The organism is Stutzerimonas sp. C6.4V (assembly GCF_058536345.1).
In genome coordinates this window covers 1,340,883-1,365,147 of the sequence record NZ_JBZUBM010000001.1, presented here as the reverse complement: position 1 = coordinate 1,365,147, position 24,265 = coordinate 1,340,883, and the positions used below count along the sequence as shown (strand labels likewise).

The 24,265-nt window shown below is 60.8% G+C and carries 25 protein-coding genes; 16 read left to right on the top strand and 9 right to left on the bottom strand.

What is annotated here, in order from left to right; genetic code table 11:
• Nucleotides 1–42: 42 nt before the first annotated feature.
• A complete protein-coding gene (locus AC4LFW_RS06535) occupies nt 43–1,527 on the top strand; it encodes a hydroxysqualene dehydroxylase (RefSeq protein ID WP_491818381.1) in 1,485 nt (494 codons plus the stop codon).
• On the opposite strand, the gene AC4LFW_RS06530 is transcribed toward AC4LFW_RS06535, so the two are convergent.
• Entirely contained in the window at nt 1,524–2,171 is a 648-nt protein-coding gene (locus AC4LFW_RS06530; protein ID WP_491818380.1) for an acetoacetate decarboxylase family protein, read from the bottom strand. The genes AC4LFW_RS06535 and AC4LFW_RS06530 overlap by 4 nt on opposite strands.
• A 136-nt stretch (nt 2,172–2,307) precedes the next feature.
• Between AC4LFW_RS06530 and AC4LFW_RS06525 the strand changes: the two genes are divergently transcribed.
• From AC4LFW_RS06525 to AC4LFW_RS06490, 8 genes are all read left to right on the top strand, one after another.
• Nucleotides 2,308–2,616 (top strand): hypothetical protein, encoded by a 309-nt coding sequence (locus AC4LFW_RS06525; protein ID WP_491818379.1) that lies wholly within the window; start codon nt 2,308–2,310, stop codon nt 2,614–2,616.
• Between the two features lie 318 nt (nt 2,617–2,934).
• Complete coding sequence (locus AC4LFW_RS06520) at nt 2,935–3,612, top strand: TIGR04211 family SH3 domain-containing protein (protein WP_491818378.1); 678 nt, start codon at nt 2,935–2,937, stop codon at nt 3,610–3,612.
• A gap of 573 nt (nt 3,613–4,185) precedes the next feature.
• Nucleotides 4,186–5,037 (top strand): STAS domain-containing protein, encoded by an 852-nt coding sequence (locus AC4LFW_RS06515; protein ID WP_491818377.1) that lies wholly within the window; start codon nt 4,186–4,188, stop codon nt 5,035–5,037.
• On the top strand, nt 5,038–5,400 hold the full coding sequence (locus AC4LFW_RS06510) for an STAS domain-containing protein (protein ID WP_491818376.1): 363 nt from the start codon (nt 5,038–5,040) through the stop codon (nt 5,398–5,400).
• On the top strand, nt 5,397–5,801 hold the full coding sequence (locus AC4LFW_RS06505; protein WP_491818375.1) for an anti-sigma regulatory factor: 405 nt from the start codon (nt 5,397–5,399) through the stop codon (nt 5,799–5,801). Before AC4LFW_RS06510 ends, AC4LFW_RS06505 begins: the two co-directional genes overlap by 4 nt.
• Nucleotides 5,798–6,808, top strand: coding sequence for an ATP-binding protein (locus AC4LFW_RS06500; RefSeq protein WP_491818374.1), 1,011 nt, complete (start codon nt 5,798–5,800; stop codon nt 6,806–6,808). Before AC4LFW_RS06505 ends, AC4LFW_RS06500 begins: the two co-directional genes overlap by 4 nt.
• Nucleotides 6,801–7,658: a sensor histidine kinase gene (locus AC4LFW_RS06495; protein WP_491818373.1), complete on the top strand. Its 858-nt coding sequence runs from the start codon at nt 6,801–6,803 to the stop codon at nt 7,656–7,658. Before AC4LFW_RS06500 ends, AC4LFW_RS06495 begins: the two co-directional genes overlap by 8 nt.
• Nucleotides 7,645–9,600, top strand: a complete 1,956-nt coding sequence (locus AC4LFW_RS06490; protein ID WP_491818372.1) for a response regulator — start codon at nt 7,645–7,647, stop codon at nt 9,598–9,600. Before AC4LFW_RS06495 ends, AC4LFW_RS06490 begins: the two co-directional genes overlap by 14 nt.
• 25 nt (nt 9,601–9,625) lie before the next feature.
• On the opposite strand, the gene AC4LFW_RS06485 is transcribed toward AC4LFW_RS06490, so the two are convergent.
• The 3 genes from AC4LFW_RS06485 to AC4LFW_RS06475 form a co-directional block, all read right to left on the bottom strand.
• The gene (locus AC4LFW_RS06485) at nt 9,626–9,832 is read right to left on the bottom strand and encodes a DUF3079 domain-containing protein (protein WP_491818371.1); all 207 of its coding nucleotides are present in this window, start codon (nt 9,830–9,832) and stop codon (nt 9,626–9,628) included.
• A 111-nt stretch (nt 9,833–9,943) separates the two neighbouring features.
• Nucleotides 9,944–10,624, bottom strand: a complete 681-nt coding sequence (locus AC4LFW_RS06480) for an RES family NAD+ phosphorylase (protein WP_491818370.1) — start codon at nt 10,622–10,624, stop codon at nt 9,944–9,946.
• The gene (locus AC4LFW_RS06475; RefSeq protein ID WP_491818369.1) at nt 10,624–11,025 is read right to left on the bottom strand and encodes an MbcA/ParS/Xre antitoxin family protein; all 402 of its coding nucleotides are present in this window, start codon (nt 11,023–11,025) and stop codon (nt 10,624–10,626) included. The genes AC4LFW_RS06480 and AC4LFW_RS06475 overlap by 1 nt, the downstream gene beginning before the upstream one ends.
• A gap of 351 nt (nt 11,026–11,376) precedes the next feature.
• On the opposite strand from AC4LFW_RS06475, the gene fdhF reads away from it, so the two are divergent.
• A complete protein-coding gene (gene fdhF, locus AC4LFW_RS06470) occupies nt 11,377–14,337 on the top strand; it encodes a formate dehydrogenase subunit alpha (protein ID WP_491818368.1) in 2,961 nt (986 codons plus the stop codon).
• Complete coding sequence (locus AC4LFW_RS06465) at nt 14,337–14,819, top strand: DUF1641 domain-containing protein (protein WP_491818367.1); 483 nt, start codon at nt 14,337–14,339, stop codon at nt 14,817–14,819. Before fdhF ends, AC4LFW_RS06465 begins: the two co-directional genes overlap by 1 nt.
• 19 nt (nt 14,820–14,838) lie before the next feature.
• Here AC4LFW_RS06465 and AC4LFW_RS06460 read toward each other — a convergent pair whose 3' ends face one another.
• Nucleotides 14,839–15,513 carry a haloacid dehalogenase type II gene (locus AC4LFW_RS06460; RefSeq protein ID WP_491818366.1) on the bottom strand — a complete coding sequence of 225 codons (675 nt, stop codon included), beginning with the start codon at nt 15,511–15,513 and terminating at the stop codon, nt 14,839–14,841.
• Nucleotides 15,514–15,775: 262 nt separating this feature from the next.
• Between AC4LFW_RS06460 and AC4LFW_RS06455 the strand changes: the two genes are divergently transcribed.
• Both AC4LFW_RS06455 and AC4LFW_RS06450 read left to right on the top strand, forming a co-directional pair.
• Nucleotides 15,776–16,711 carry a DUF389 domain-containing protein gene (locus tag AC4LFW_RS06455; protein ID WP_491818365.1) on the top strand — a complete coding sequence of 312 codons (936 nt, stop codon included), beginning with the start codon at nt 15,776–15,778 and terminating at the stop codon, nt 16,709–16,711.
• A 319-nt stretch (nt 16,712–17,030) separates the two neighbouring features.
• Nucleotides 17,031–17,447, top strand: a complete 417-nt coding sequence (locus AC4LFW_RS06450; RefSeq protein ID WP_491818364.1) for a hypothetical protein — start codon at nt 17,031–17,033, stop codon at nt 17,445–17,447.
• Here AC4LFW_RS06450 and AC4LFW_RS06445 read toward each other — a convergent pair.
• Nucleotides 17,444–19,084 carry a Na+/H+ antiporter gene (locus AC4LFW_RS06445; protein WP_491818363.1) on the bottom strand — a complete coding sequence of 547 codons (1,641 nt, stop codon included), beginning with the start codon at nt 19,082–19,084 and terminating at the stop codon, nt 17,444–17,446. The genes AC4LFW_RS06450 and AC4LFW_RS06445 overlap by 4 nt on opposite strands.
• Before the next feature lie 442 nt (nt 19,085–19,526).
• Between AC4LFW_RS06445 and AC4LFW_RS06440 the strand changes: the two genes are divergently transcribed.
• The 3 genes from AC4LFW_RS06440 to AC4LFW_RS06430 all read left to right on the top strand — a co-directional run bounded on the left by AC4LFW_RS06440 (nt 19,527) and on the right by AC4LFW_RS06430 (nt 21,378).
• A complete protein-coding gene (locus AC4LFW_RS06440) occupies nt 19,527–19,817 on the top strand; it encodes a hypothetical protein (protein ID WP_491818362.1) in 291 nt (96 codons plus the stop codon).
• A 178-nt stretch (nt 19,818–19,995) separates the two neighbouring features.
• The gene (locus AC4LFW_RS06435) at nt 19,996–20,160 is read left to right on the top strand and encodes a hypothetical protein (protein ID WP_491818361.1); all 165 of its coding nucleotides are present in this window, start codon (nt 19,996–19,998) and stop codon (nt 20,158–20,160) included.
• Nucleotides 20,161–20,271: 111 nt separating this feature from the next.
• The gene (locus AC4LFW_RS06430) at nt 20,272–21,378 is read left to right on the top strand and encodes a DNA topoisomerase IB (RefSeq protein WP_491818360.1); all 1,107 of its coding nucleotides are present in this window, start codon (nt 20,272–20,274) and stop codon (nt 21,376–21,378) included.
• Between the two features lie 3 nt (nt 21,379–21,381).
• Here AC4LFW_RS06430 and AC4LFW_RS06425 read toward each other — a convergent pair whose 3' ends face one another.
• The 3 genes from AC4LFW_RS06425 to nfuA all read right to left on the bottom strand — a co-directional run bounded on the left by AC4LFW_RS06425 (nt 21,382) and on the right by nfuA (nt 24,065).
• Nucleotides 21,382–22,338, bottom strand: a complete 957-nt coding sequence (locus AC4LFW_RS06425; RefSeq protein WP_491818359.1) for a sensor domain-containing diguanylate cyclase — start codon at nt 22,336–22,338, stop codon at nt 21,382–21,384.
• Nucleotides 22,331–23,326: a response regulator gene (locus AC4LFW_RS06420; RefSeq protein WP_491818358.1), complete on the bottom strand. Its 996-nt coding sequence runs from the start codon at nt 23,324–23,326 to the stop codon at nt 22,331–22,333. Before AC4LFW_RS06420 ends, AC4LFW_RS06425 begins: the two co-directional genes overlap by 8 nt.
• A 154-nt stretch (nt 23,327–23,480) precedes the next feature.
• Entirely contained in the window at nt 23,481–24,065 is a 585-nt protein-coding gene (gene nfuA, locus AC4LFW_RS06415) for a Fe-S biogenesis protein NfuA (RefSeq protein WP_491818357.1), read from the bottom strand.
• Nucleotides 24,066–24,265: the final 200 nt, after the last annotated feature.

Below are 24,265 nucleotides of genomic sequence, written 5' to 3'. Positions count from 1 at the left end.
AACGTCCCGGCTGTTTGAGCTGCCAGATCAGGATCAGTCTCGATGTCCGCATCGATTCCCTTCGGCGAGGCACGACCCTTGACCCTGACACCCGCCCCCTCAACCAGCCAAGCTGACGTAATCGTCGTCGGCGCGGGCATCGCCGGACTTTCGTGCGCCACCCGCCTGGCCGATGCAGGCTTGCGCGTTTTGGTGCTGGAAAGCAGCGACGTCCCGGGCGGTCGGGCTCGAAGCTGGGTCGACCCGGGTACCGGCATCGAAGTGGATATCGGCCCGCATGTGTTGCTAAACAAGTATCCGAACATGCTGGCGCTGCTCGAGCGCCTGGGCACCGCCGATCAGGTCTGCTGGCAGACCGAGGAGCTGCTGACGGTACTCGACAGAGGCAAACGCCTGAGATTCAGGGTCGGCGGCCTGCCCGCACCGCTGCACTATGCCCGCAACCTGCCGCAGGTACTGCGCAATGTGCCGCTGCGCCACCTGCTGAGTAACGTTCGGTTGGGATGGCAGACCATGCGCAGTTCGCCACAGGAGCTGATGGCGCTCGATGACCGCAACGGCCGCGACCACCTGTTGAGCAACGGCGTCAGCCCTGGCTTCGTCGACTGGTTCTGGGCCTCGGCATCCATGGCCATCCTCAATCTGCCGGTCGAACACTGTTCTGCGGCCTCGCTGATGCGCTTGCTGGCGCAGGGTCTTGGGCACAACGATCTGGCCTTTGGCTTCCCCAAGGTCGGGCTCAGCGAGCTGTATGCCTGGCCTGCGATTCGCTTGCTTGAGCGCAACGGCGGCGAGATCCGCTTCAATCAGGCAGCCAACGGCCTGCATCGGCGCGGTGAGCATGTAGCCGGCGTGACGCTCACCGACGGTTCGAGGATCGATGCCTCTGCCGTGGTGCTTGCCGTCCAGCCCACCGCCATCGACTCGGTGCTGCCGCGCAATCATGCGTTGACCACGACCGCCGCCCTCTTCGAGCCCAGCCCCTACGTCAGCTGCTACCTGTGGTTCGACCGCAAGCTGACCGATGCCCGTTTCTGGGCCCGTCCCTGGTCTGCGGAGTGCTTCAACACCGACTTCTATGACCTGTCGAACATACGGGATGACGGGGCTGGCCTTGGCTCGATGATCGCTACCAACATCATCTGGAGCCATCGGGCAGCCGAGCTATCCGATCAGGCGATCATCGAGGCGACGCTCAGTGAAATCGCTGACTTTGCGCCCTGTGCTCGACAGGCTCGCCTGGTGGATGCCGTCGTGCATCACATTCCCATGTCGGTTCCCTGTGCCATACCGGGCATCGAAGCCAGCCGACCTCGGGTATGTCAGGAACAGGGGTTGTTCGTCGCCGGTGACTGGGTCGATACCGGACTGCCTTTCTGCATGGAAAGCGCCACGCGCGCCGGCGCGCTCGCTGCCGAACAGGTGCTGGCTGAGCGCGGCGTAAAGACCCGTTTTGCGCTACCCACACCAGTGCCCGGCGGCCTGACGCGCTGGCTCAGGCGCGCTGATGGCTCCGACGGATTCTAGACTCCGAAGGAGGCCTCCATCTCATGGACTCCCAGACTCAGCAGAGGCTTCCGGCCATGGAGGACAGCCAGTGGACCGGTCGAATCAAACACCCACTCCGCCGTACCTATGCATAGCGAGCCCTGGACCCTGCATCGGGTACGCAACGGCCCGCCGCGCCCGGGCTGAATGACAAAGCCGCTCACGCCAGGCCGTCCCGGTATCGACCGGCCGGGTTGAAAGCGCAAGGCCGCCACCTGACGACCATCGATCCTCATCTTGCCGGCAAATTCTTTATCGACCGCAAACCGGTCGAACTCCGCCAGCGCCTTCGGAATATGCCAGAGCCGACGCCCGCCTTCGGCCGAGACGGCATCGTCGACCCAAATGGCGGTTACCGATCCTGCCGGTAGCCACAATCCTCTGCCGCGCACCAGTACCGCAGCCGCCAGCTCGTCATAGCGCAGCGTACCGCCGGAATATTGCGCCCATATGGTGATCACAACGACGCTTTCACCGAGAGTCAGCAAGGGCAGGTCCGGATGCGGTGCGAGCATCCCGAGTTCGCCGCGAGGAAGCCGCCACAGCGACAGGCACGCTGCGCCTTGCAGATGCCAAGGGGCGTCAGGAATCCTTGCTACTTCGCCTTCATCGTTCATGTCCATGGCTGGCTTCTCCAGCGGCTCACCTGGCTGTCCTGAGTCGACCGTGGCCGCCAACTATCGATCCGCTTTATTGCGCAGGTGGTCCGTCCCTGTGGTCCCATCCATGACGACGCCCCCGGTATCTGGAGCAACCCGCATGCATCTGATCCATTTGCTGCTTCCGCTGTATGACAACCAGCAACAGCCCCTGCCCAAAACGCTGTTTACCGAGGTCCGCGACGAACTCATGGCGCAGTTTGGTGGACTGACGGTCCACACCCGCGCGCCTGTGAGCGGGCTGTGGAAGGAAGAAAACAGCCACGCCGTACGCGACGAGCTGATCATCTACGAGGTAATGGCTCCTGATATCGATCGCGACTGGTGGCAGCGCTACCGCGCCTCGCTGGAGACCCGTTTTCGGCAGGAGCAGGTGCTGATTCGAGCGCACCTGATCGAAATGTTGTAGCCGAACTTTCGCGCCTGGAACGCCATTGTGGTGCCTCCGGAACGAGGCGTGTCAGCGAAACGCCAACCTCGGCAGCTCTTGGCCAGCACAAACCCATGAACCTTGAATGAACCCACGACGATTTACGCTGTCAGTCCTGTCTGCAGTACTGCAGGGGCCATGGCTCCTCCGGGGAGCACTGATCCTCCCGCTCACAATCAGCACATCCGGCAAGCCTGCTGCACGACGCGACGAAGCAGCAGCGGCGCCAGCACCGGATCCGCTTATGTTTCGGCCTGTTCACCAGGGCCTTCATCTTCAGTCAACGCGAAGAACACCATGCCCTTATCCCGTCATCTTCTCGCTCTGCTATCCCGCATCTCCTGGTCTGCCTCCCAGCGAAGCGCCTTTCGCGCCGGTCTGTTCGGCACGCTGCTGGCCTTTGTCGTGCCGGCCCAGGCCCAGCAGGCCACCAATGACCGCTGGGTCAGCGACACCTTGAACACCTACGTACGCAGCGGCCCCACCGATGGCTATCGGATCGTTGGCAGCCTGACCTCCGGACAGAAGGTCGAGCTGCTCGATACCCAGGGCGACTACAGCCAGGTGCGCGGCGAGAACGGCGATCGGGTCTGGATTCGCAGCAGCGACCTGCAGGAGGTTCCCGGCCAGGCCGAACGCCTGCCACAGCTCGAACAGCAGGTTGCCGAACTCAGCGAAGAACTCAGGACCATCAATGAAAGCTGGGAGGCCCGCGTTCAGGGCATGCAGGAAACCCTGGACTCACGCAAGGCCTTGATCGATGAGCTGGAAGCACGTCGCAAGGCACTGGACGAAGCCCTCACTGCCACCGAGTCGGACCTGCGAGACGCCCAGGCACGCCTGGGTGACGAAAACAATCAGGTGCTGATGCGCTACATGGTGTACGGCGGCAGCATCGCCGGCGCCGGGCTGCTTGTAGGGCTGATCCTTCCCGCCATGACCCGGGGCCGCAAGCGCAACGACCGCTGGTTCTGACTGCTACTAGCCCAGGGCGGCCTGAGCCGGTTGACAACCGCACGCACCCGCAGATCGACCTTGGGGAAAATCGGTGCGTCGGGCTGCGCATGCCTGGCGCCTTATCGATCGTACAGCCGCCTCCTGCTGATCCTGCTTTGGACCGGTGTAGCGGGTATCGGCCAGGCGTCCTGTCGTGGCTGGAGCAGCGGTTTGCGACGATCCATTCAGCCTACCCCGCCCAGTTGGGCAAATGCCTCGCTGAAGACCCCGAATGCTAGCGGCACGCCGGCGCGGGGAGACGGCGCTTGACCCGCGTTGCAACATAAGGCGAAATGCTACCGCTCTGCGGGTCGGAGATGGCGAGCTTGCCATACGCCAGGGCGACCGGAGCGAATAGAGCCATCAGTAACCGGTGGCATGACCGCCCGGATATCTATGCCCTTCGCAAAGCCGCCCTCTGGTTCGCTATGGAGGCGTTGCCTCGCCCCTCTACCTTTTGCTTCACCCTGAATACTTCCGCGCCGCTGGAACACCTACAAGCGATTTGCGTCAAACCCGACTACGCTGCCCCTGCCAACAAGGACCCGCACCATGGCCACACTGCAACAACGCACTTTCTCCATCATCGCCAGCAGAGAGCAGGAATTGCTCGACAATTGGGTCAGCGAGCTGGAAGCCAGCGGCCAGTACCGCAGCGTCAGGCCGGACGAGTTTCGCCAGCAGAGCGCCGAGTTCCTGCGTCTGTTGATCGCAGGCGCTGCCAGCACCGACTCTACCGACCTCAGGGCATCCGGCTGGGATGAGATGCGGGCCTTCCTGGAAAAACTGACCCACAGCCGGGTGCTGCTGGGTTTCGACTCGCAGCAGACTGCCGGCTTTGTCTTCTCCGTCAAGCGCCCACTGATGCCGCTACTGCAAGCGGAATTCGCCGACGAGCCAGGCGCACTTGCCGACCAGCTCTGGGCCTTGTCCGAACTGGTCGATCAGCTTGGACTGCATACCGTCCGTACCTATCAGAAATCCCGGGAAGCCGTGATCAAGCGTCAGCAGGAAGAGCTGCTGGAGCTCTCGACGCCTGTCGTCAAGCTCTGGGACGGCGTGCTCGCGCTGCCGATGATCGGCACGCTCGACTCGCAGCGCACCCAGGTCGTCATGGAATCCCTGCTGCAGCGCATCGTCGACACGGGTTCGGAAATTGCCATCATCGACATCACCGGCGTTCCTACGGTCGACACGCTGGTTGCACAGCATCTGCTCAAGACCGTTACGGCCATTCGCCTGATGGGTGCAGACTGCATCATCAGCGGCGTTCGTCCCCAGATCGCTCAAACCATCGTGCACCTCGGGCTCGATCTGCAAGGCATAGTTACCAAGGCTTCCCTCGCCGATGCGCTGGCGCTCGCGCTGCGTCGCTCCGGGCTGACTGTCACCAAGGCCGTCTAAATGGAACGTATCCCGATTTTGCGAATGGGCGAGTTTCTGCTCGTCACCATTCAGGTCGATATGCACGATCAGCTGGCTATGACACTGCAGGACGACCTGGCCGAGCGCATCAGCGCTACCTCGGCTCGTGCCGTACTGATCGATATCTCTGCGCTGGACATGGTCGATTCGTTCATCGGCCGGATGATCAGCTCCATCTCCGGTCTGTCCAGCATCATGGACGCGGAAACCGTCGTAGTTGGCATGCAGCCGGCCGTTGCGATCACTCTTGTCGAACTCGGCCTGACTCTTCAGGGAGTCAGCACGGCGCTGAACGTCGAGCGAGGCATGCAATTGCTGCACAAGCGGATGGCTGATAAATGACCGTGCGCGCAAGCGGCAGTATTGCGGTGCGCATCGAGCAGGACGTGGTCATGGCGCGGCAGGCGGTCCGCAAACTGGCGCAGGATTGCGGCATGCGCCTGATCGATCAGACCAAACTGGTCACCGCGGTGAGCGAGCTGGCTCGCAACACTGTCGTCTACGGCGGAGGCGGCGATATGGACTGGAGCATCGTCGACGAGGGCACACGCACCGGTCTTTGCCTGACCTTCCGGGACGAAGGCCCAGGCATCGCCGACATCAAGCTGGCACTGACCGACGGCTGGACATCCGGAGGTGGTCTGGGCCTGGGGCTCACAGGCGCCAGGCGACTGGTGGATGAATTCGAACTGGAAAGCGCGCCCGGTATCGGTACACGGATCAGCATCACCAAATGGTCATGAACCTTCACGGCGCACTTACCACTGTCCTGCCAATCGAGGACGACAGCCAGGTCGGCCATGCCCGGCGCGTGGCGCAAGCACTGGCCAACCAGCTGGGATTCAACGAGGTCGACGCAGGCCGCGTCGCGATTGTGGCCACCGAGCTGGCCACCAACCTGCTCAAGCATGCGCTGCATGGCGCCCTTCACGTGCGTCAGATACCTGCTCAAAGCGGCAGTGGTCTAGAGCTGATCGCTGTGGATCGTGGACCGGGGTTCGATGCCACCCGCTGCCTGGCCGACGGTTTTTCAACCGGCGGCACCCAGGGCACCGGTCTCGGCGCGCTAACCCGTCAGGCGCAGGTCTTTGACCTTTATTCCGACAGCCGAGGTTCGGTGATCCTTGCCCAGTTGTTTCCACGCCACGTCTTGCCCTTCCCGCTTCGCTTTGGTGTCAGTCAGCATTCGCTGAAAGACGATCCAGCTTGTGGCGACGTCTGGCACCTGGCTGTCGAAGGATCGCAGATCAGCGCACTGGTGATCGACGGTATCGGTCACGGGGAAGAAGCCGAACGCGCCGGGCTGGCCGGCGCGGCAGTCTTTGCCACCGCGCCCTTTGCCGAACCTGCCAGCAGCATGCAGGACATGCATCAGGCAATGAACGGGACCCGGGGCGGCGCCGCCGCAATTGCCCTGTACGACCCCGGCCTCGGCAATCTTCGTTTTGCAGGCGTAGGCAACATCGGTGCCTGCCTGATCACTGCTGACAAGAGCCGCGGGCTGGCCTCGCATCCGGGAATAGTCGGGTCCCAGTATCGCAAGGCCCAGGTGTTCGATTATCCAATCGAGGAAAGCCAGCTGCTGATCATGTACAGCGACGGTCTTCAATCGCGCTGGAACCTGCGCGACTACCCTGGCCTGATCCATCGACATCCGGCGATAATTGCGGCCCTGTTGCACCGCGATTTCTGTCGAGGCCGGGACGATGTGACTGTTCTGGTGATTGCATTGGAGGCAGTCCGTGACTGATTCGAACCTAGATGTAACCGAACGACTGCGCCGCGAGAACGAGTCGCTACGCGCCGAACTCGAGGAAACCAATCAGGGTGTGTTGGCGCTGTACGCCGAACTCGACACCCAGGCCGAACAGCTGCGACAGGCCTCGGACCTGAAGAGCCGCTTCCTGTCTTATATGAGCCATGAGTTTCGGACGCCCCTGGGCTCGATTCGCAGTATCACCCGCCTGCTGAGTGACGAACTGGACGGTCCGCTGAGCGCTGAACAGCACAAGCAGGTCCTGTTTATCAGCGGCGCGGCCACCGAACTCAGCGACATGGTCGATGACCTCCTCGACCTGGCCAAGATCGAAGCCGGGCGAATCACCATTTCGCCAGCCTGGTTCGACATGCTGGATCTGTTCGCCGCCCTGCGTGGGATGTTTCGCCCTATCGTGGATGCCAGTGCGGTCGACCTGATCTTCGAAGAACCGCAGGACATGCCGCGGCTCTACACCGACGACAAGAAGCTGGCGCAGATCCTGCGAAACTTCATCTCCAACGCGCTCAAGTTCACCCAGAGCGGAGAGGTGCGCATTTCCGTGCGTCCCGAAGGCGAGCAAGAAGTGCGCTTCGCGGTGAGCGATACCGGCATCGGCATACCGCAAGACATGCACGGCAACCTCTTTGAGGACTTCGTCCAGATCGACACGCCCCTGCAGAAACGTTTGCGTGGCACCGGTCTGGGGCTATCGTTGTGCAAACGCTTCGCCGAGTTGCTAGGTGGGCGCGTGGGCGTCGACAGTACTCCAGGTGTCGGGTCGACGTTCTTTGTGATCATTCCTGTCGCGATTTCCACGGAGCCGGTTGATGGAAACCAATAGCAGGCTGCTGATCGTCGATGACAACGCCGCAACGCGTTACGCGATCCGCCGGGTGCTGGAGCGGCACGGTTATGCAGTGCTCGAAGCCGGGACTGGCACCGAAGGGCTGGGACTGATTGCGGGCGAAGAGATAGACGCCCTGATTCTCGACGTCAACCTGCCCGACATGAGCGGCTTCGATATCGTCCGGCAGCTGCGTACCGACGACCGGACCCGGCTGCTCCCTGTCATTCACGTCTCCGCCGCGTCGATCCAGACCGGCGACATCATCACCGGCCTGGATGCGGGCGCCGACGCCTACCTGATCCATCCAGTGGACCCGGACGTGCTGCTGGCCACCCTGCGCACGTTGTTGCGGGTCCGCGATACCGAGCATGCGCTGCGCGAAAGCGAAGCGCGTTTCCGCGACATCTTCTCCCAGGTCGCCGCGCCAATAGCAGTCATCGATCCCGAGCTGCGTATCCATGAAAGCAACCGTGCCCTGTCCCTGCTGCTGGGTGACCAGCCGGAGCCCACAGCCCTGAGCGCGAGCCTTGCCGAGGGGCAGCACGCCAAACTGCAATCGCTGCACGACAGCATCGCAAGTGGGGCTCGCTGGCACGACATGCTGATCATGCAGGTAGGCGGCAATCGACGTGAGACCAAATGGCAGGTGTCACCCTATCGGGCCGCCGAGCTCGGCCTGGTTGTCATTGAAGACATCACCGAACAGCGCCAGCGCGAGCGCTCGCAACGGCAGCAACTCGACAACGTCAACAATGAACTGGCTCGGGAAGTGGCCGAACGTGTCCGTGCCGAAGCCCAGCTGATGCAGGCGCAGAAAATGGACGCTCTCGGCAAGCTGACCGGCGGCATCGCGCATGACTTCAACAACTTGCTGACGGGCATCATTACCGGCATCGAACTGCTCAAGAAGCGGGTGCACGAAGGTCGTACCGAGGCCGTCCTGCGTTTTGCCGACACAGCACTCAATTCCGCCCGCAGCGCCGCCTCGATGACCAACCGTCTCCTGGCGTTTGCTCGCCAACAGCCGCTGGATGCGCGACCGGCCGACCTCAACGAGCAGATTCGCTCCCTTGAAGAGTTGCTGCAGCGAACCATTGGCGAACATATTTCGTTGAATCTGGAATTATGCGACCACAGTGCCGTGGCCCAGGTGGATGCCAACCAGCTTGAAAGCGCCATTCTCAACCTGGTGATCAATGCGCGGGACGCGCTGCCCAGCGGCGGCACCATCACCATACGCACTGCTGAACTGCAGTCCCGGGGCGATGCCGACCTGGCCGATGGCGACTATATGGTGCTCACGGTAAAAGACGATGGCACCGGCATTGCGCCTGAAATAGTCGACAAGGTGTTCGATCCGTTTTTCACCACGAAGCCGCTTGGCCAGGGTACCGGCCTTGGCCTGTCATCCATCTACGGCTTCGCTCGGCAGTCGGGTGGCGGGGCGAGGCTCAGCAGCGTCGTCGGACAGGGCACCGAGGTTTCGCTCGTTTTGCCAGCGGCCATCGCGACCGGCATCGCGGCAACGGTTGCCAATGACATGCCCATGGGCGGCGGGGAACACATCCTGATCGTCGAAGACATGCCGGCGGTTCGCATGCTGGTCGCTGAAATGCTGGGTGAAGCAGGTTACCGATGCAGCGAAGCAGGCGACGTCACCACCGCGCTGGCGGTACTGCGGGAAGATCCCAGCGTTGACCTGCTATTGACGGATGTCGGCCTGCCACAGCTTTCGGGTCGTGAGCTGGCCGATACGGCACGTATTCACCGCCCTACCTTGCCAGTCCTGTTCATGACCGGCTACGCCGAAAACGCGGTGCGTCGCGATCATTTTCTCGTCGCAGGGATGGATATGGTGATCAAGCCTTTCCAGATCGGTGATCTGCTCGGCAAGGTGCGGACCATGCTCGACGTGGCGACCAGCCAGGCGATTTGATCGTTGCGGCCTCCTCCGGCCCGCGTTACCGCCCGGTCTTGGCAGCCTTGTCGGTGGCAATAAGGTCGCCCCAATCACCATACTCGTACCAGTCATCACCCATCATCTCGGCCGGATGCTGGGTCCGTCCGGCACCGTTACCGCAGGCTAGCGAATCGGCAGGGCAGTAGCGATCGCACCCCCAGCAGATTCGTTCCGGGTGCGGAGGGTTCAGCGGGAATCTCTTGGCCATGGTCGGCCTCGATCTGTACGTGAGTGTGGGCCGTCAGGCTAAACACGTCAGAAGGCGATGAACTTGACCAGACTCAAGAACGCCCCAACTGCCCGCGACACGAGCAGCAGATCAGACCTTCACTTCGGTGAGTTCCATCACATGGGTGATGGCGCCGGCCTTGGCATCCCATACATAGCGAAAGTGAGGCCCCTGCACCGGCAACGAAACCGCCTGCGGACGAAACGCGGCGACGCATTCGTGCCCCACCAGCCGAACACTTCGGTAAAGCAGCCCCCAGGTCTTGCCGTCGCGGTGCGCACGGGCGAAGGCCTGAGTGGCCAAGTAGGTATCGAGCTCTGGCTGATGCAGCTCAGGCCGGTCACGTACATCCAGCAGCGGCTTGATCACTTTGTTCACATAGGCGCGCAGGGTGATCTCGACATTGTCCTCGCCAGTCGCTGCGAGGAAGCGCTCCTGATGGAACTTGGTCTCCGCGATGGCCGCATCGATGGAGCTGGCGCAGTAATAGACGCCATAGGTGCCATCGCTGAAACGGCTACAGTTGCCAATATGAGTAAACGCCGCCATCACCGCAGTTGCGCCCGGCCCGCTGACCCGGTCGCCGGGCGCCACCCGCTGCAACAATCCCGCTTCTTCGCGCAGGCGGTCATTGGTCATCGCCTCGATCGCAAAGGCCATTTCCAGATCGCCGGGGTCAAGGGTGTCCTCGAACACGCCCAGCGGCGGAAAGGAACTGTTGATCAATCGATACGCTTTGCGCCAACCCGGCAAGACCTCACGCGGCGGCATCAGCCCCTGACCCCATCCAGATAGCGCCGAACATCCGCCAGATCCACGACCTGGCCGCCCAGCATGTAATCGAGCGCGCTCTTGCCATTGAACGGCGCGGCGTCATTGGGTTTGTGTACCCACTCGTAGGCGCGTTCGGTCTTGTTGCTGAAGATGATCCGCAGCGCCTTGTGAATACCCATCAGATAAGAGATCCGCTCGAGCGTGTCTCGTGGCAAGCGCACTTCCGGCAGCTTCTTGTATTTGAAATAGGTTGTATTGCCCACCGATCCCAGAAGCACCCGCTGCTGCTCGGCGCTGCACTTCCACAACCCCATGAGGTTGAAGAAGAACGTCAGCGCCACTCGGCCAGCGTCTGGCGAGGTTATGTCGGGCTTGCTGACTGCCTGCTCGAGCTTCATCTGAGTTCACCTGTTTGCCTGCACTAAGGCACAGGTTAGTACAGTTACGGATATTGTCCACCTTTTAATTCGCATGTGTATCTATTCAGAGTGTTATGTAGATCCGAGCGCACACGATTCCGATGGGTCGCGATAGCCACCCTTCATCCAAGGCTGGCGGCAGGGCCATTTCCCTACAAATTGAGAGGGAACATTTCTAGGCACGATCTAGTCATCTTTAGACGAAGAATCCGGACTGCAGGCGGCGCCACGCCAGTCGCCTAAAGGTGCATCCGGGAGGATTGTCGGACCGTGCCGGCACAGGCCAAGGAGCGCCAAACGTTCCAACCCAATAGCGCTGACGGAGGCCTGATGACCGACTGCACGATTTACTTCGACGGCACGCCGCTGAGCGGTAACGCCGATACCCCGCTAATCGACTTCCTGGCCAGCCATGACATTGACCTGCCCCATGTCTGCTATCACCGCGCGCTGGGTTCGCCGCAAACCTGTGATGTCTGCTGGGTGCAGGTCGACGGCGAACTGGTGCGCGGCTGCACACTGAAGGCGCACGACGGACTGGAGATCACCAGCCAGATCGCCGAAGCCAAGGCGGCACGCGAGGAAGGGATGGACCGGCTGGTGGCCAAGCACGAGCTGTATTGCACGCTCTGCGAGCACAACACCGGCGACTGCACGCTGCACAATACCTATGCGCAGATCAATCCACCGATCCAGCGCTACGAGTTCAAGCGCAAGCCCTACGAGAAAGACCACAATCCTTTCTACACCTACGATCCGGACCAGTGCATCCTCTGCGGGCGCTGTGTCGAGGCCTGCCAGAACGTTGAGGTCAACGAAACGCTGTCGATCGACTTCAACATGGAACACCCGCGCGTGCTCTGGGACGGCGGCAAACCGATCGACGACTCGAGCTGCGTGAGCTGTGGCCATTGCGTCACCGTCTGCCCCTGCAACGCGCTGCTGGAAAAAACCATGCAGCCAGACGCCGGCCCGTTCACGTCGATTCCGCAAGACGTCAAGCGGCCGATGATCGACATGGTCAAGAAGCTAGAGGAAACCATCGGTGCGCGGCCGATCACCGCCATCTCAAAGATGGACATGCACTGGCGGCAGCCGGAGATCAAGCGCACCAAGACGGTGTGCACCTATTGCGGCGTGGGCTGTTCGTTCGAGATGTGGACCCGTGATCGACACATCCTCAAGGTGCAGCCGGTGGTCGATGCGCCGGCCAACGGCATCTCCACCTGCATCAAAGGCAAGTTCGCCTGGGATTTCGTCAACGACCCGAAACGCCTGACCACCCCGCTCATCCGCGACAATGGCAAGTTTCGCGAGGCCAGCTGGGACGAGGCGCTTGATCTCGTCGCCCATCGCCTGCTCCAGATCCGCGATACGCACGGGCCGGATGCCATCGGTTTCATCGGCTCGAGTAAGGCCAGCAACGAAGAGGCGTACCTCACGCAGAAGATCGCTCGTGCAATCATCGGCACCAACAGCGTCGACAACTCGTCGCGCTACTGCCAGAACCCGGCGACCAAGGGCCTGTTCCGTACCGTCGGCTATGGCGGCGATGCCGGCACCATCGAGGACATGGAGAAAGCCGATCTGATTGTCATCGTTGGCAGCAACCTATCCGAGAACCACCCGGTGATTGCATCCAAACTGAAGGCGCAGAAGAAACATCGCGGGCAGAAGTGGGTGGTCTTCGATCCGCGCAAACACGAAATGGCCGAGCGCGCCGACATTCATCTGCGCCCGAACTCCAGCACCGACATGGTCTGGGCCTCGGCCCTGTCGCGCTACATGTTCGAGCACGGCTACGCCGACACCGAATTCCTCAACGCGCGCGTCAACCAGATCGAGGAATACAAGCAGTCGCTTGAGCCCTTCACCATGGAGTTCGCTGCCCAGGTCACCGGCATCGCCAAGGACAAACTGATCGAGGCCGCCGAGCTGATCGGACAGGCCAAAAGCGTATGCCTGCTCTGGGCCATGGGCATCACCCAGCACAGCCACGGCTCGGACACCAGTACAGCGCTGTCGAACCTTCTGTTGGTTACCGGCAACTACGGACGCCCCGGCACTGGCGGTTACCCGATGCGTGGCCACAACAACGTGCAGGGCGCCAGCGACTTCGGCTGTTTGAAAAACATGTACCCCGGCTACGAGAAGGTCACCGAGGAAAAGAACCGCGACAAGTGGGCGGATGCCTGGGGCGTGCCGAAGGAGAAACTGTCACTGGAAAAAGGCAACGACAACTTCACCATGGTCCAGGGCGCCGACGAGGGCTCGGTCAAGGCGATGTTCATCATCGGCGAGGAAACCGCGTTCTCCGATGCCGACAGCCGAAACGTGCACAGCGGCTTCGAAAGCCTCGATTTCATGGTGGTGCAAGACATTTTCATGAGCCGTACCGCCGAGTTCGCCGACGTGGTGCTACCCGCCTCCCCTTCAGTGGAAAAGGACGGCACCTTTACCAACACCGAACGGCGCATCCAGCGCTTCTACCAGGTGCTACCGCCGCTCGGTAACAGCCGCCCGGATTGGCAGATTCTTACTGATCTCGCCAAGCGCATGGGTCACGACTGGGGCTACACCCACCCGAGCCAGATCATGGACGAGGTGGCCGGCATCGCCACCATGTTCAAGGGCATCAGCTATGAGCGCCTGGAAGGCTGGCAGTCGTTGTTCTGGCCCATGCAGACCGACGGCAGCACCACGCCGCTGCTCTATACCGAGCGTTTCCAAACCGACGACGGCAAGGCCGTACTCTTCCCGTTGGAATGGAAGCAACCGGCGGAATCCGCCGACAGCGAGTACGACATCATGCTCGACAATGGCCGCATGCTCGAACAGTTCCAGGGCACCAACCAGACCGGTCGCGGGCCACGCATCTGGTCACAGGCGCCGAACTGGTTCGTCGAGGTCAGCCCAGAGCTGGCTGCTGAACGCGGCATTGAAGATGGCACCTGGGTCCGCGTGACCTCACGGCGCGGTTCGGTGGAAGTGCGCGCGACGGTGACCGACCGGGTCGCCGGCAAGACGCTGTTCATGCCCATCCACCAGGGCAAGCCAGGCCTGAACCTGCTTACCGGCGAGCACCACGACCCCGACGTGAACACGCCGGCCTACAAGGAAACGGCGGTGAAGCTTGAGGTACTGCCGAAAAAAGGCGAACCGCCGCTACCGTCGAACAACTTCCGCCACGCCACGCGCACCCCGAACGATGGCGTGCCCGTAGAGGTGAAGTGGTACCGCGACGACTATGTCGCGCCGCCCGCCCAAGCCCCGCATCCGGAGAGATTCTGATGGCACAACGATTGAACTACGAGGTCAAGCCCACCCCGATCGGCCCCACTGCTCGGGAAGAGCTCGACACCTTGCTGGAAACGCTGCACCAGGGCGGAGTATTGCGCTTCGCCAACGACCTGGCCGGCTCGCAGCACCAGGTGCTCAAGGTGCTGATTGACGGGTTGAGCAAGGAAGGCTCGCTCAATGCCATGCAGAACCTGTCGATTCTCGGCATGGCGCTGTCCCGTATCGAGCCGGCACAGTTCTACAAGATCGTGTTTGCCTTCCAGTCTGCCTTCGGAGCGGTCGGGCGCTACAAGCCGGATGACAAGCACGACGAAGCGCCGGGCGTGACTGGTGCCTACAAGATGCTGCATGACGACGAGCTCTGGGCCGCACTGTTGCCGATCATCGATGGGTTGAAGACCTTCGCCAGCGGCCTGGACAAGGAAGCGGAAAAACCAATCACCGCCTTTAGCGGCAAGCAGACGGAGCAATAACGCTCGGCGTGAGCGTGCGTCACCTCTGGCGCCAGGCAAGCAATTGCCTGGCGAAATCCTGCAGATCCTCAGCATGCAGATCCGGCTGACTCCCGGCCGGATTGAGCACCTTGCCAGGGCGCGCAATGAAGGCGGTCGGGCAGCCAGCCGCCGCCGCCCCGGTGATGTCCCAGGCATGAGCGGCGACCAGCATCATCTGCGTTGTTTCGATGCCGTGTTGCCTGGCGACCATCCGGTAGGGTTCAGGTGCTGGCTTGTAACGCTGCACCTGCTCCACCGACAGAACGGCATCGAAACTGTCGCCTAGACCGGATGACCCCAACTGCTGGCGCACCGCCTGAAGGCTGCCGTTGCTCAAGGCGGTAAGGTGCAATCCCTCGCTGCGCAACGCTTCCAGCGCCTGGCGCACGTCTGGGTGGGCAGGCAAGCTTTTCATTCCGTTGACCAGTTCTTCGCACTGGGCCTCGCTCACATCTATGCCTCGACGTTGCCCCACCATCACCAGCGCGGCCTGCGCCAGCTCGGCGAAGGGTTTGAAGGCGCCGACAAGGGTCGAGGTCAGCCAGCCCTCTTCCAGAGTCAGAAACCACTCGACGCGGATATTCGAATCGCCAAACAGGCGCTCGAAGAGAGGGTCGAGGGCGGCGACATCCAGCATCGTTTCATTCACGTCGAACACAAGATGACGAAGCATGTCCGTTCTCCTGGAAAATTGGCTGTTGGGTTGCATGACGCATGGATTGCATCACTGGCACGGATAAAGCGGCGTCAGGAAGCGTGGCCGCAACAGTCCTGACTGAGCTTTGAATGATCCTCCGAGCCATCGTTCCTCTGCAGCCAGGGTAGACAACGAACCCCGGACGCCGGTCGCCCTGTTTTCACCAGCCAGAATGAATGACGACCAACCATGTCCAACAACTGGAAACCAACAGCGATCCCGAGCCCGAGGCTGCCCCATGTCGAGAACCGTCCGCATTACGTTGCCGCCCCGGCTCACCGATACGATCGTAGGCGAGCTGCAGCAGCTGGATGGTGTTACCGGCATTCGAGTGGAACGAGGGATATCTCTGAAACCACCCGGAGATGTGGTCTGTGCCGACCTGACGAACCCGGCTCAGCTGCGCTTGATGGAGCGTCTCGGAGCGCATTCTCTTGGGGAAAGCAACGAGTCCTCCATATCCAGCACGGAAATGCTCAGCAGCATCTCCTGGCCTTCAGCAGGGCTCTTGGCGCGTGAAACCACGGAAGCGACATGGGAGGAGATGGAATCGTCTCTTCTGAAAGAGAGCAACACGACCCCGAATACCCTGGTGCTGATGTTCTGCGCCGGAATCATCGCAACCATAGGGGTTTCCACCAACGCCCTGCACGTTGTTATTGGCGCCATGCTGATCGCACCAGGGTTTGAGCCAATCAGCCGCATAGGGCTTGGCCTTGTTGCGCACAGTGCTGCCTGGCGTCGAGGACTGCAGGATCTTGGATGCCTCTACCTCGCGCTTATAGCCGGCGCGTTGACCGCAACCCTGATGTTTTTCGCGATGGGAGTGGATCCGCTCGCTTCCGAGCCGGGCTATTTGGGTAAGGGGGAACTGTTGCGGTACTGGACAAACCTGTCGTTCACATCGACTGTCGTCAGCGTGATGTCGGCCATTGCCGGGGCCGTGCTCATCGCTACCAACCGCTCGGTACTCACGGCAGGGGTCATGACTGGATTGGCGCTGGTCCCGGCAATGACAATAAGCGCTGTTGCGCTGGCAAACGGCGACTGGTCGGCAAGTGGCCATGCCCTGCTCCGCTGGCTTATCGACCTTAGTACCGTGTTGTTTTTCTCTGTCGCCGTGTTCGCCTGGAAACGCCGCTGGGTGCAACGCCGTTCTCGCATGTTGCTGTAGCGCATAGCCACAGCCGCTCGACCTCGCCGCCATCAGCTGTCCTCCGTGCTCTGCCTGCCGACGGCATTACTGCCGGAACGGTTCAACCAAGCTTCAACGCCCGCAGCTATGCAAATCGAAGCTGAATGCGGACATTTTTTAGCAGCGCACGCTAAACAAAAACGCAGATGAACCGATAACCCGGCATGCCAAGCGAGGCACGCCCGAGAACCGAAAGAGTCGGGCCGCGCCCGCTCTACCACCGGTCTCGCTGCGCTGCGTCATTGCTCGCAAAGGCACACGACGCGGTATCGCACCACTGCTGACGGAAGCCAACACCGTGCAACTCATAGATAACCGAGCGCTGATCAACGATGCCTTGAGTCAGTCCGCGAAGCTGACCGGAGGCCGCTTCGATCACCGTTACTGGTTGAGCAAGGTAACCGACGTAAAACTGGTGATCATCTCCAAACCGGAGGTGCTCTTCGATCTGTCGATCAAGGTCTACATACCCCTGGCCCACGGCCAGTCCACACCCTGGACCTACGGTGATGGCTGGTTCAACTGGCATTTTCTCGGCAGCAAGAGTGCGATGGTGACCATTGCACGGGAGATCCTGGCGATCGCCATGCGCAACCAGAAGGGCAAATCCGTGGTGCTACAAGCCTGGCTTGCGGCGTTGGTGTCCTTCAAGCAAAGCGATCAGACAATCGCTGTGCTTGAGCCGGAAATGCAGCAGGACCTGGCCGGGAGCTAGACCGCTACCCGAGCGCCCAGCGCGGCTTCTTCGTAGTCCAGTTCGCGCAGCAGCGTCTGTAGCATCTGCTCATCGATCAGGTGGCGCTTGCGCATCCGGTACATCTCCTTGCGCTGTACGCCGATCGCCTGCAGCCGGATGTCCCGCTCCAGGTGTCGCGTCTGCCGCGCCTGATTCATCCGGTCGTGATGGTTCATCAGGGCTTCGATGTCATGCCGATAGGATTCGGTAATCCGTCCCGTGACCTCGCTGTGCAGCAGCGCCTTGTCCGGATCGTCGACGGGGTTGGCCTGTTTCCAGTTCTCCAGCCAGCTGACGGCGGCTTGTGCCGCGATCCGCCGAGCCTTCTGTAATTCTTCTTCATGCTCTTCGAAATCGTTGTTTGGCAACTTCTTGAGGAAAAAAGGAATCCCTAGCGCACCGACCAGCAGCGACAGAATGATCACCGCTGCGGCCAGGAAGATCATCAGATCCCGTCCAGGAAAAGGTGTGTCGCCGATCATCAGCGGAATAGACAGCACACCCGCAAGCGTAATCGCACCCCGTACACCCGCGACTGCGCTCAATGCAGAGAACAACCGTAGCGGCTTGGGATCGACCGCCTTGCCTAACATGCCGCGCACTCGCGCCTCACCCCAGTGGTAGGCATAGACGAACGCGAAGCGCACGACCAGCAGCAACGCCATGATCGCCAGCGCACTGAAGACCAGCATCGGCATGCTGTAGGTCTGGTGCCCTGCCGCCTCCCAGACCCGCTCGACGATCCGGGGGAATTGCAGGCCCAACAGCAGGAACACCAGTCCATTGAAGCTGAAATCGAGCATTTCCCAGATGCTGCGGTTGAGAATGCGCGTGGTCGTTTTAACCGGCAGCATATCGATCCGGCTTTGCACCATGCCCGCCGCAACCGCTGAAAGAATGCCGGACATCCCGGCATGCTCGGCCAGGAAAAATGCCGCGAACGGCAACAGTAGGATCATCACCACATAAGTCGATGGGTCGAAGAGGTCCCGCGAAGTCATCCACTGCTTCGCCTTGCCCACCGCCCAGCTCAAGCCTGCGCCGATGGCCAGGCCACCCAGGGCAATGACAAAGAACTCCCCGGTCACGGTGACCAGCGAGAAGGTTCCGGTTATGGCAGCAGCCAGCGCGAACTTGAAGGAAACCAGACCTGTCGCGTCATTCATCATCGCCTCACCTTCCAGCTGGTGAGCCATGTGACGCGGAAGACGACCCTGGGCGATGGCGATAACCGCCAACGCGTCGGTGGGCGAAAGGATCGCAGCCAGCGCAAAACTCGCACCCAAGGGAATGGCGGGCAGCAACCAATGAATGAAGTAACCCACCACCACCAGAATGATGAGTACCAGCACCAGCGACATGGCCGTCATTTCGGCGCCGTGCTCGGTGAACTCGCGTTTCGGGATCTTCCAGCCGTCATAGAAAAGCAACGGCGGAATGAACAGCAACATGAATATTTCCGGCTGCAGCTCCACGCCCATGCCGAACGGCGGCAGCGCAAGCGCGCTTCCCATCAGGATCTGCAGGATCGGTAGGGGCAACGGAACGATATTCGCCAGGACTCGGCTGGCACCGACAGCAAGAAGCAGCAGGAAAATCAGGTAAAGCGTTTCCATGAGGCTGATGTGATCTCTGCGAGGGGTAACGAATCGCACACGCGGTGCGCATACGACGAAAGTATAGCCAGGGGTTTTGACATATCCGTTTCGTTCGTCAGATCGCTTAGGACTAACGACGTAGTCGCCGGTCTCAGCGCCTGCACAACAGACGATGCACCCTGGCCTACCGGTCACCATTTCTTGCGCAATTGGTGACACCAGCCGGCACCGCCTGTCGGTTGGTCCGGAGTCCGAGATATGACCTCCAGTGAGCGGCCGTGCCTGCACCTCTCGCCAGCGCTACGCCCGGCGCTTCTACAAGCGCAAAAGGCCCTTCCAGGCACACTCCGGTACAGCGTAGCCGGTCCAGCTGGCGCCCCCGCTTGTGCCCCGGTAATCGACTGATCCATTGGCTCGATTCACGGTCTCAACCGATACGCAAACTGAAAAGGAGCACGTCATGAAGGGCGCCGAAGCCTACATCAACGATCAGTGGCACAGCAGTGGCATGGCCCAACTGCCACAAGGGCCTGACAGCCACTGCGTCACGCTGAAATACGTCATTCCACGTGACGCACAGACGACAGGCCTGATCAACCACATCAGCGAAGGAGTTCTCAAGCGCCTCGAAGATTTCTACAAAGGCCGCCAGGTAACCGCCAAGCCAGTTGCAGGCTCGGTTGTGGGTGATGGCAGCGGTGACGGGATCGACCTGGTGTTTGACGTCTCCGCGGCGAACCAGCCAGCGTGACGCGTAGTGGCGTGCTTGGAACGCGGTCCAACAAGCAACCTGGCGGGCGGCATGGAGGGCCGCCTTCCGATCCGCTGATGCGCGGCGCGAACCCTACCGGTCGTCGCCGGTCATTAGATAGACGGGCCCGTGCGGCACATCCTGCGCAGGCGTTTCCCTCAGACCAAGGAGCCTACCTATGATCGGCGACTACTCAGCTATCAACGACCACCTGGAATCCGCACGCCAACTGGCTGACCAGGCCGAAACCAAGGCCGATCCGGCCATCTACCGGGAATCAATTGACGAGTTGGTTGCAGCCATCCGCCTGTTGATGCGCAACAGCAGCGAGCGGGAAGACTAGCCAGGACCGTCTCGACGCGACGGTTGCCAAGCGTGGCATGCCGTCGCTGCGGGCGTTAATCCGTGCGGTAGATTCTGTTCCAGCGCGAGACGCGCATTCGAGGTTCTGCACATGCTGATCGACCAGGGAGCTGACGCCAACCTTCAATTGGCGGAGGGTGTCCGACCGGTGCCTGCCGATGAGCAACCTGACACTGGCACCTCGCTGTGCGCCGAGCTGCCTTCCGATCTGCACTATGTCGAGGACAGCGGAGCGGGTATCAGCCGCCGCTTATCGCGGGGCAAGTTCGTCTATTTCATGCCCGGCGGCGAGCGAATAAACGATGTGTCCGAAATCCAGCGCATCAACAAGCTGGCCATTCCACCTGCCTACACGGATGTCTGGATATGCCCCGACCCGATGGGACACCTGCAGGCAACCGGGCGGGACGCCCGTGGCCGCAAGCAGTATCGCTACCATCCGCGCTGGCGTGAAGTACGTGATGGCAACAAGTACGAACACATCCTTGCGTTCGGTGCCGCATTACCGAAACTGCGCGCCAGGCTGGAAGACCACCTGGCGCTACGCGGCATGCCACGGGAAAAGGTCATGGCTTTGGTGGTGCAACTGCTGGAATCGACGCTCATTCGCGTCGGCAATTCACGGTATGCCAGGGAGAACCGCTCCTACGGGCTTACCACGTTGCGCAACCGCCACGTAGACGTCAAAGGAGCAGCCATCCGGTTCCACTTTCGGGGTAAAAGTGGTGTCGAGCATCGGGTGACGCTCAAGAATCAGCGGCTGGCTCGCATCATGCGACGCTGCATGGAGCTACCGGGCCAGGACCTTTTCCAGTACCTGGACGAACATGGCGAGCGTCATGGGATCAGCTCTGGCGATGTGAACCAGTACCTGCAGGAACTGACCGGCGGAAACTTCACTGCCAAGGACTACCGAACCTGGGCCGGCAGCACCTTGGCATTGGCCAGTCTTCGTGGGCGCGACTATCAACCCGAAGCGGCAGCGCGACGCAACCTGGTCGAAGTCGTCAAGGACGTATCCCGCCAGCTGGGTAACACGCCAGCCGTATGCCGTCAGTGCTACATCCATCCGGCGGTACTGGATGGATTCCTCGATGGAGCACTTGAGCAGTTCCCGAAGGCACGCAACCGCAAATGGATGACTGCTGAAGAAGCCACGTTGCTCAGGTTTCTCAACGCACGAAATGCCGAGCAGTAGTGGTCAGTCGCGGTGGAGACTCACGCGGTTGCGCCCGCCCGCCTTGGACGCATAGAGCGCATTGTCGGCCCACTCGATCAACTGTGCATAACCGCTGGTGGGCAGGCTCAGGTCAGCGACCCCGAGACTGACGGTAAACCGAATACGATGATGTTCGTGGCGGACCTCATGCGCTTCGACAGATTGGCGCAAGCGTTCGGCAAACATCAGAGCGCCCTGCCGATCGGTATCGGGCAATAGCACCACGAATTCCTCGCCGCCGTACCGCCCTGCCACGTCCGAGTCGCGCATGTTCTGCCGAACGATGTCGGCAGTCTGCTGGATAACGCTGTCTCCGGCCTGGTGTCCGAAGGTGTCGTTGATCTTCTTGAAGTGGTCGATATCGAACATCACCAGTGCGGTGTTGGTGTCATAGCGCCGATGGCGCGCATAGTCCTGACGAAGCATCTCTTCCCAATGGCCACGATTGAACAGCCCGGTCAGCCGATCGGTACTGGAGAGTCGTTGCAGTTCCTGGTTCGCGGCCTGGAGCTGACGGCGGTTGGTGGCCACATCGGTCACGTCATAGATGATGAGACAGATCTGCTTGATGCTGCCATCGAGCCCCTTCAACGGAAGCATGGTGGTGTTCTGGTACATGAAATCTTCCAGCCCGGTGATCGGCTGGTAGTTCTTGAAGCGCAACAGGTACGGACGCTGCTCCCAGATGGTGAAGGAAGGCGTCCCCAGGGTGGCGACATTCTCGACCTTTCGACGAAACCATCTTTCATCCACTTCGGGAAACAGCTCGAAAAATGACTTCTTCCGTGCGTCCTCTGGTAGCCGGCCGGAGCGATTCTCCATGAAGGTATTCCAGACATCGACGCGGTAGTCGCGGTCCAGCACAACGACGCCGACATCGATGTTCTGGACAATTGCCAGCAGCCAGTGGAGTTCGCTCAGCTCGAGGGAGTCAGACATGCCAGTTCATCAGGTACGCAAGTTTGCGGGACAGTAGCTCAACCGAATCCTCGGTGAACAGCAGCAACAGGTCGAAATGAATATCGTGCCCTTCGAGGCTGTAGCTGATCTCCACGGCCAGGGTTTTTTTCCATCGTTGCTGATTGACACGGATCAGTTCATCGATGGAAGCATGCTGACCTAGCACCTGCGGGTGGCCCTGGGAGAACACCACGTCGATCTGGTCGGCTATCCCGCTCAGACAGGCACTGATCAGCAGGCTGGAGAGGTCCAGCAGCATTTCAAGTTCGCGGTAGTCTTCGGCGCGCATGAGACGCGCCATGTCCGCAACCTCCGAGTCATGAAAGATCAGCAACGCTTCGCCGGCTATCCCACCGCCGATATAGCCCTGGCAGACCGCCGTAAGCTTGTCACCCTGAGCAGCATCGGCCAGCGCCATATGCAACTCCCCAACCTCGAGCATATTGACGTTGGGCACCGGCAGCTGCACGAAAACCCCCAGAACCCGAGCGAGCAGCGCAGCAGCACGGCCCATGGCGACATTCACTACTTCACGTACGGCGTCACGAAGGCTGACAGGCTCTCCCGCCTCTCGGTCGCCGAGCATCGGCAGTTCGGTGCCGATAAGGCCAAGGCTCGCCAATGTCTGCTGCAGGTGAACAGGATCGGCAGGTTTGCGAATGAACGCCAGCGCGCCCAGCTCCAGCACACGGCGAACCGCTTCTTCCTGAATATCTGCCGAAACCACGATTACCTTGCAGGCGATGCGTTCCGCCTGCAGCTCGGAAAGCACCTGATAGCCGTCCATCTCCGGCATGGTGAGATCTAGCAGGAGGACATCGATACCACCCTGCCGCACCCGGTCGAGCGCTTCACGGCCGTTGGATGCCTGATGAATCTCCAATTGCCACGCAGCAGGCAGCGAACGCAACAGCTGCTTGCGCGCCAGATTCGAATCATCACAGATCAGCAGGGAAACGGCAGACATGCAGCGCTCGCTCTTTTGTCCAGCCCTTGGGAACCGGGACAGCTTATATCAGTGAGCGGGCGCTGTGGTGGAGCCACGGAACAAATAGTGGCATTTTGCCCCACGCTGTCCCGAACGTCCCTTCATCAGGCCGTTGCGGCCTGAGAGGCTACTACTAATAGTAGGCATTGTCCCTATTGGTATGGTCCGTAACGTCCCTTACACCCTTGAGCTCTGGGATGCGTTCCAGCAGAGTTTTCTCGATGCCTTCCTTCAGGGTTACGTCAGCCTGACCGCAGCCCTGGCAGCCACCTCCAAACTGAAGCACCGCAATGCCTTCTTCGACTACGTCGATCAGGGTTACCTGCCCGCCGTGGCTGGCCAACCCCGGATTGATCTCGGTCTGCAGGTAATAGTTGATACGTTCGTTCATCGGACTGTCTTCGTTGACCATCGGCACCTTGGCATTGGGCGCCTTGATCGTCAGCTGACCGCCCATGCGGTCTGTGGCGTAGTCGACCACCGCGTCTTCCAGGAAGGGTTCGCTGAGCCCATCGACCCAGGCGGTAAAGCTCTTCAAGGCAATCGCGATATCGTCCGGCTTTTCCTCGCCCGGCTTGCAATAGGCAATGCAGGTTTCCGCATAGGGCGTACCGGGCTGGGTAATGAAGACCCGGATACCGATACCCGTGGTGTTCTGCTTTTCAAGCAACTCGGCCAGGTAATCGTGTGCTGCTTCGGTAATGGTTATGGCGCTCATGGGAACTCCTCTCAGACATGCCAGGCAGTGTACGCCAACCACTGGCCCGGATAAAGTCCTAGCGTTTTAGTAGGAGATAAGACGGCGGCCGATGACTGCGCTATGTGTTGGCTTCGTTTGGGATAGCTGAACAATTGTCTGGTTACGCGAGCGACATGCCCAACATGAGCGTCACTCATGCAGATCAGCTGATGATCAAA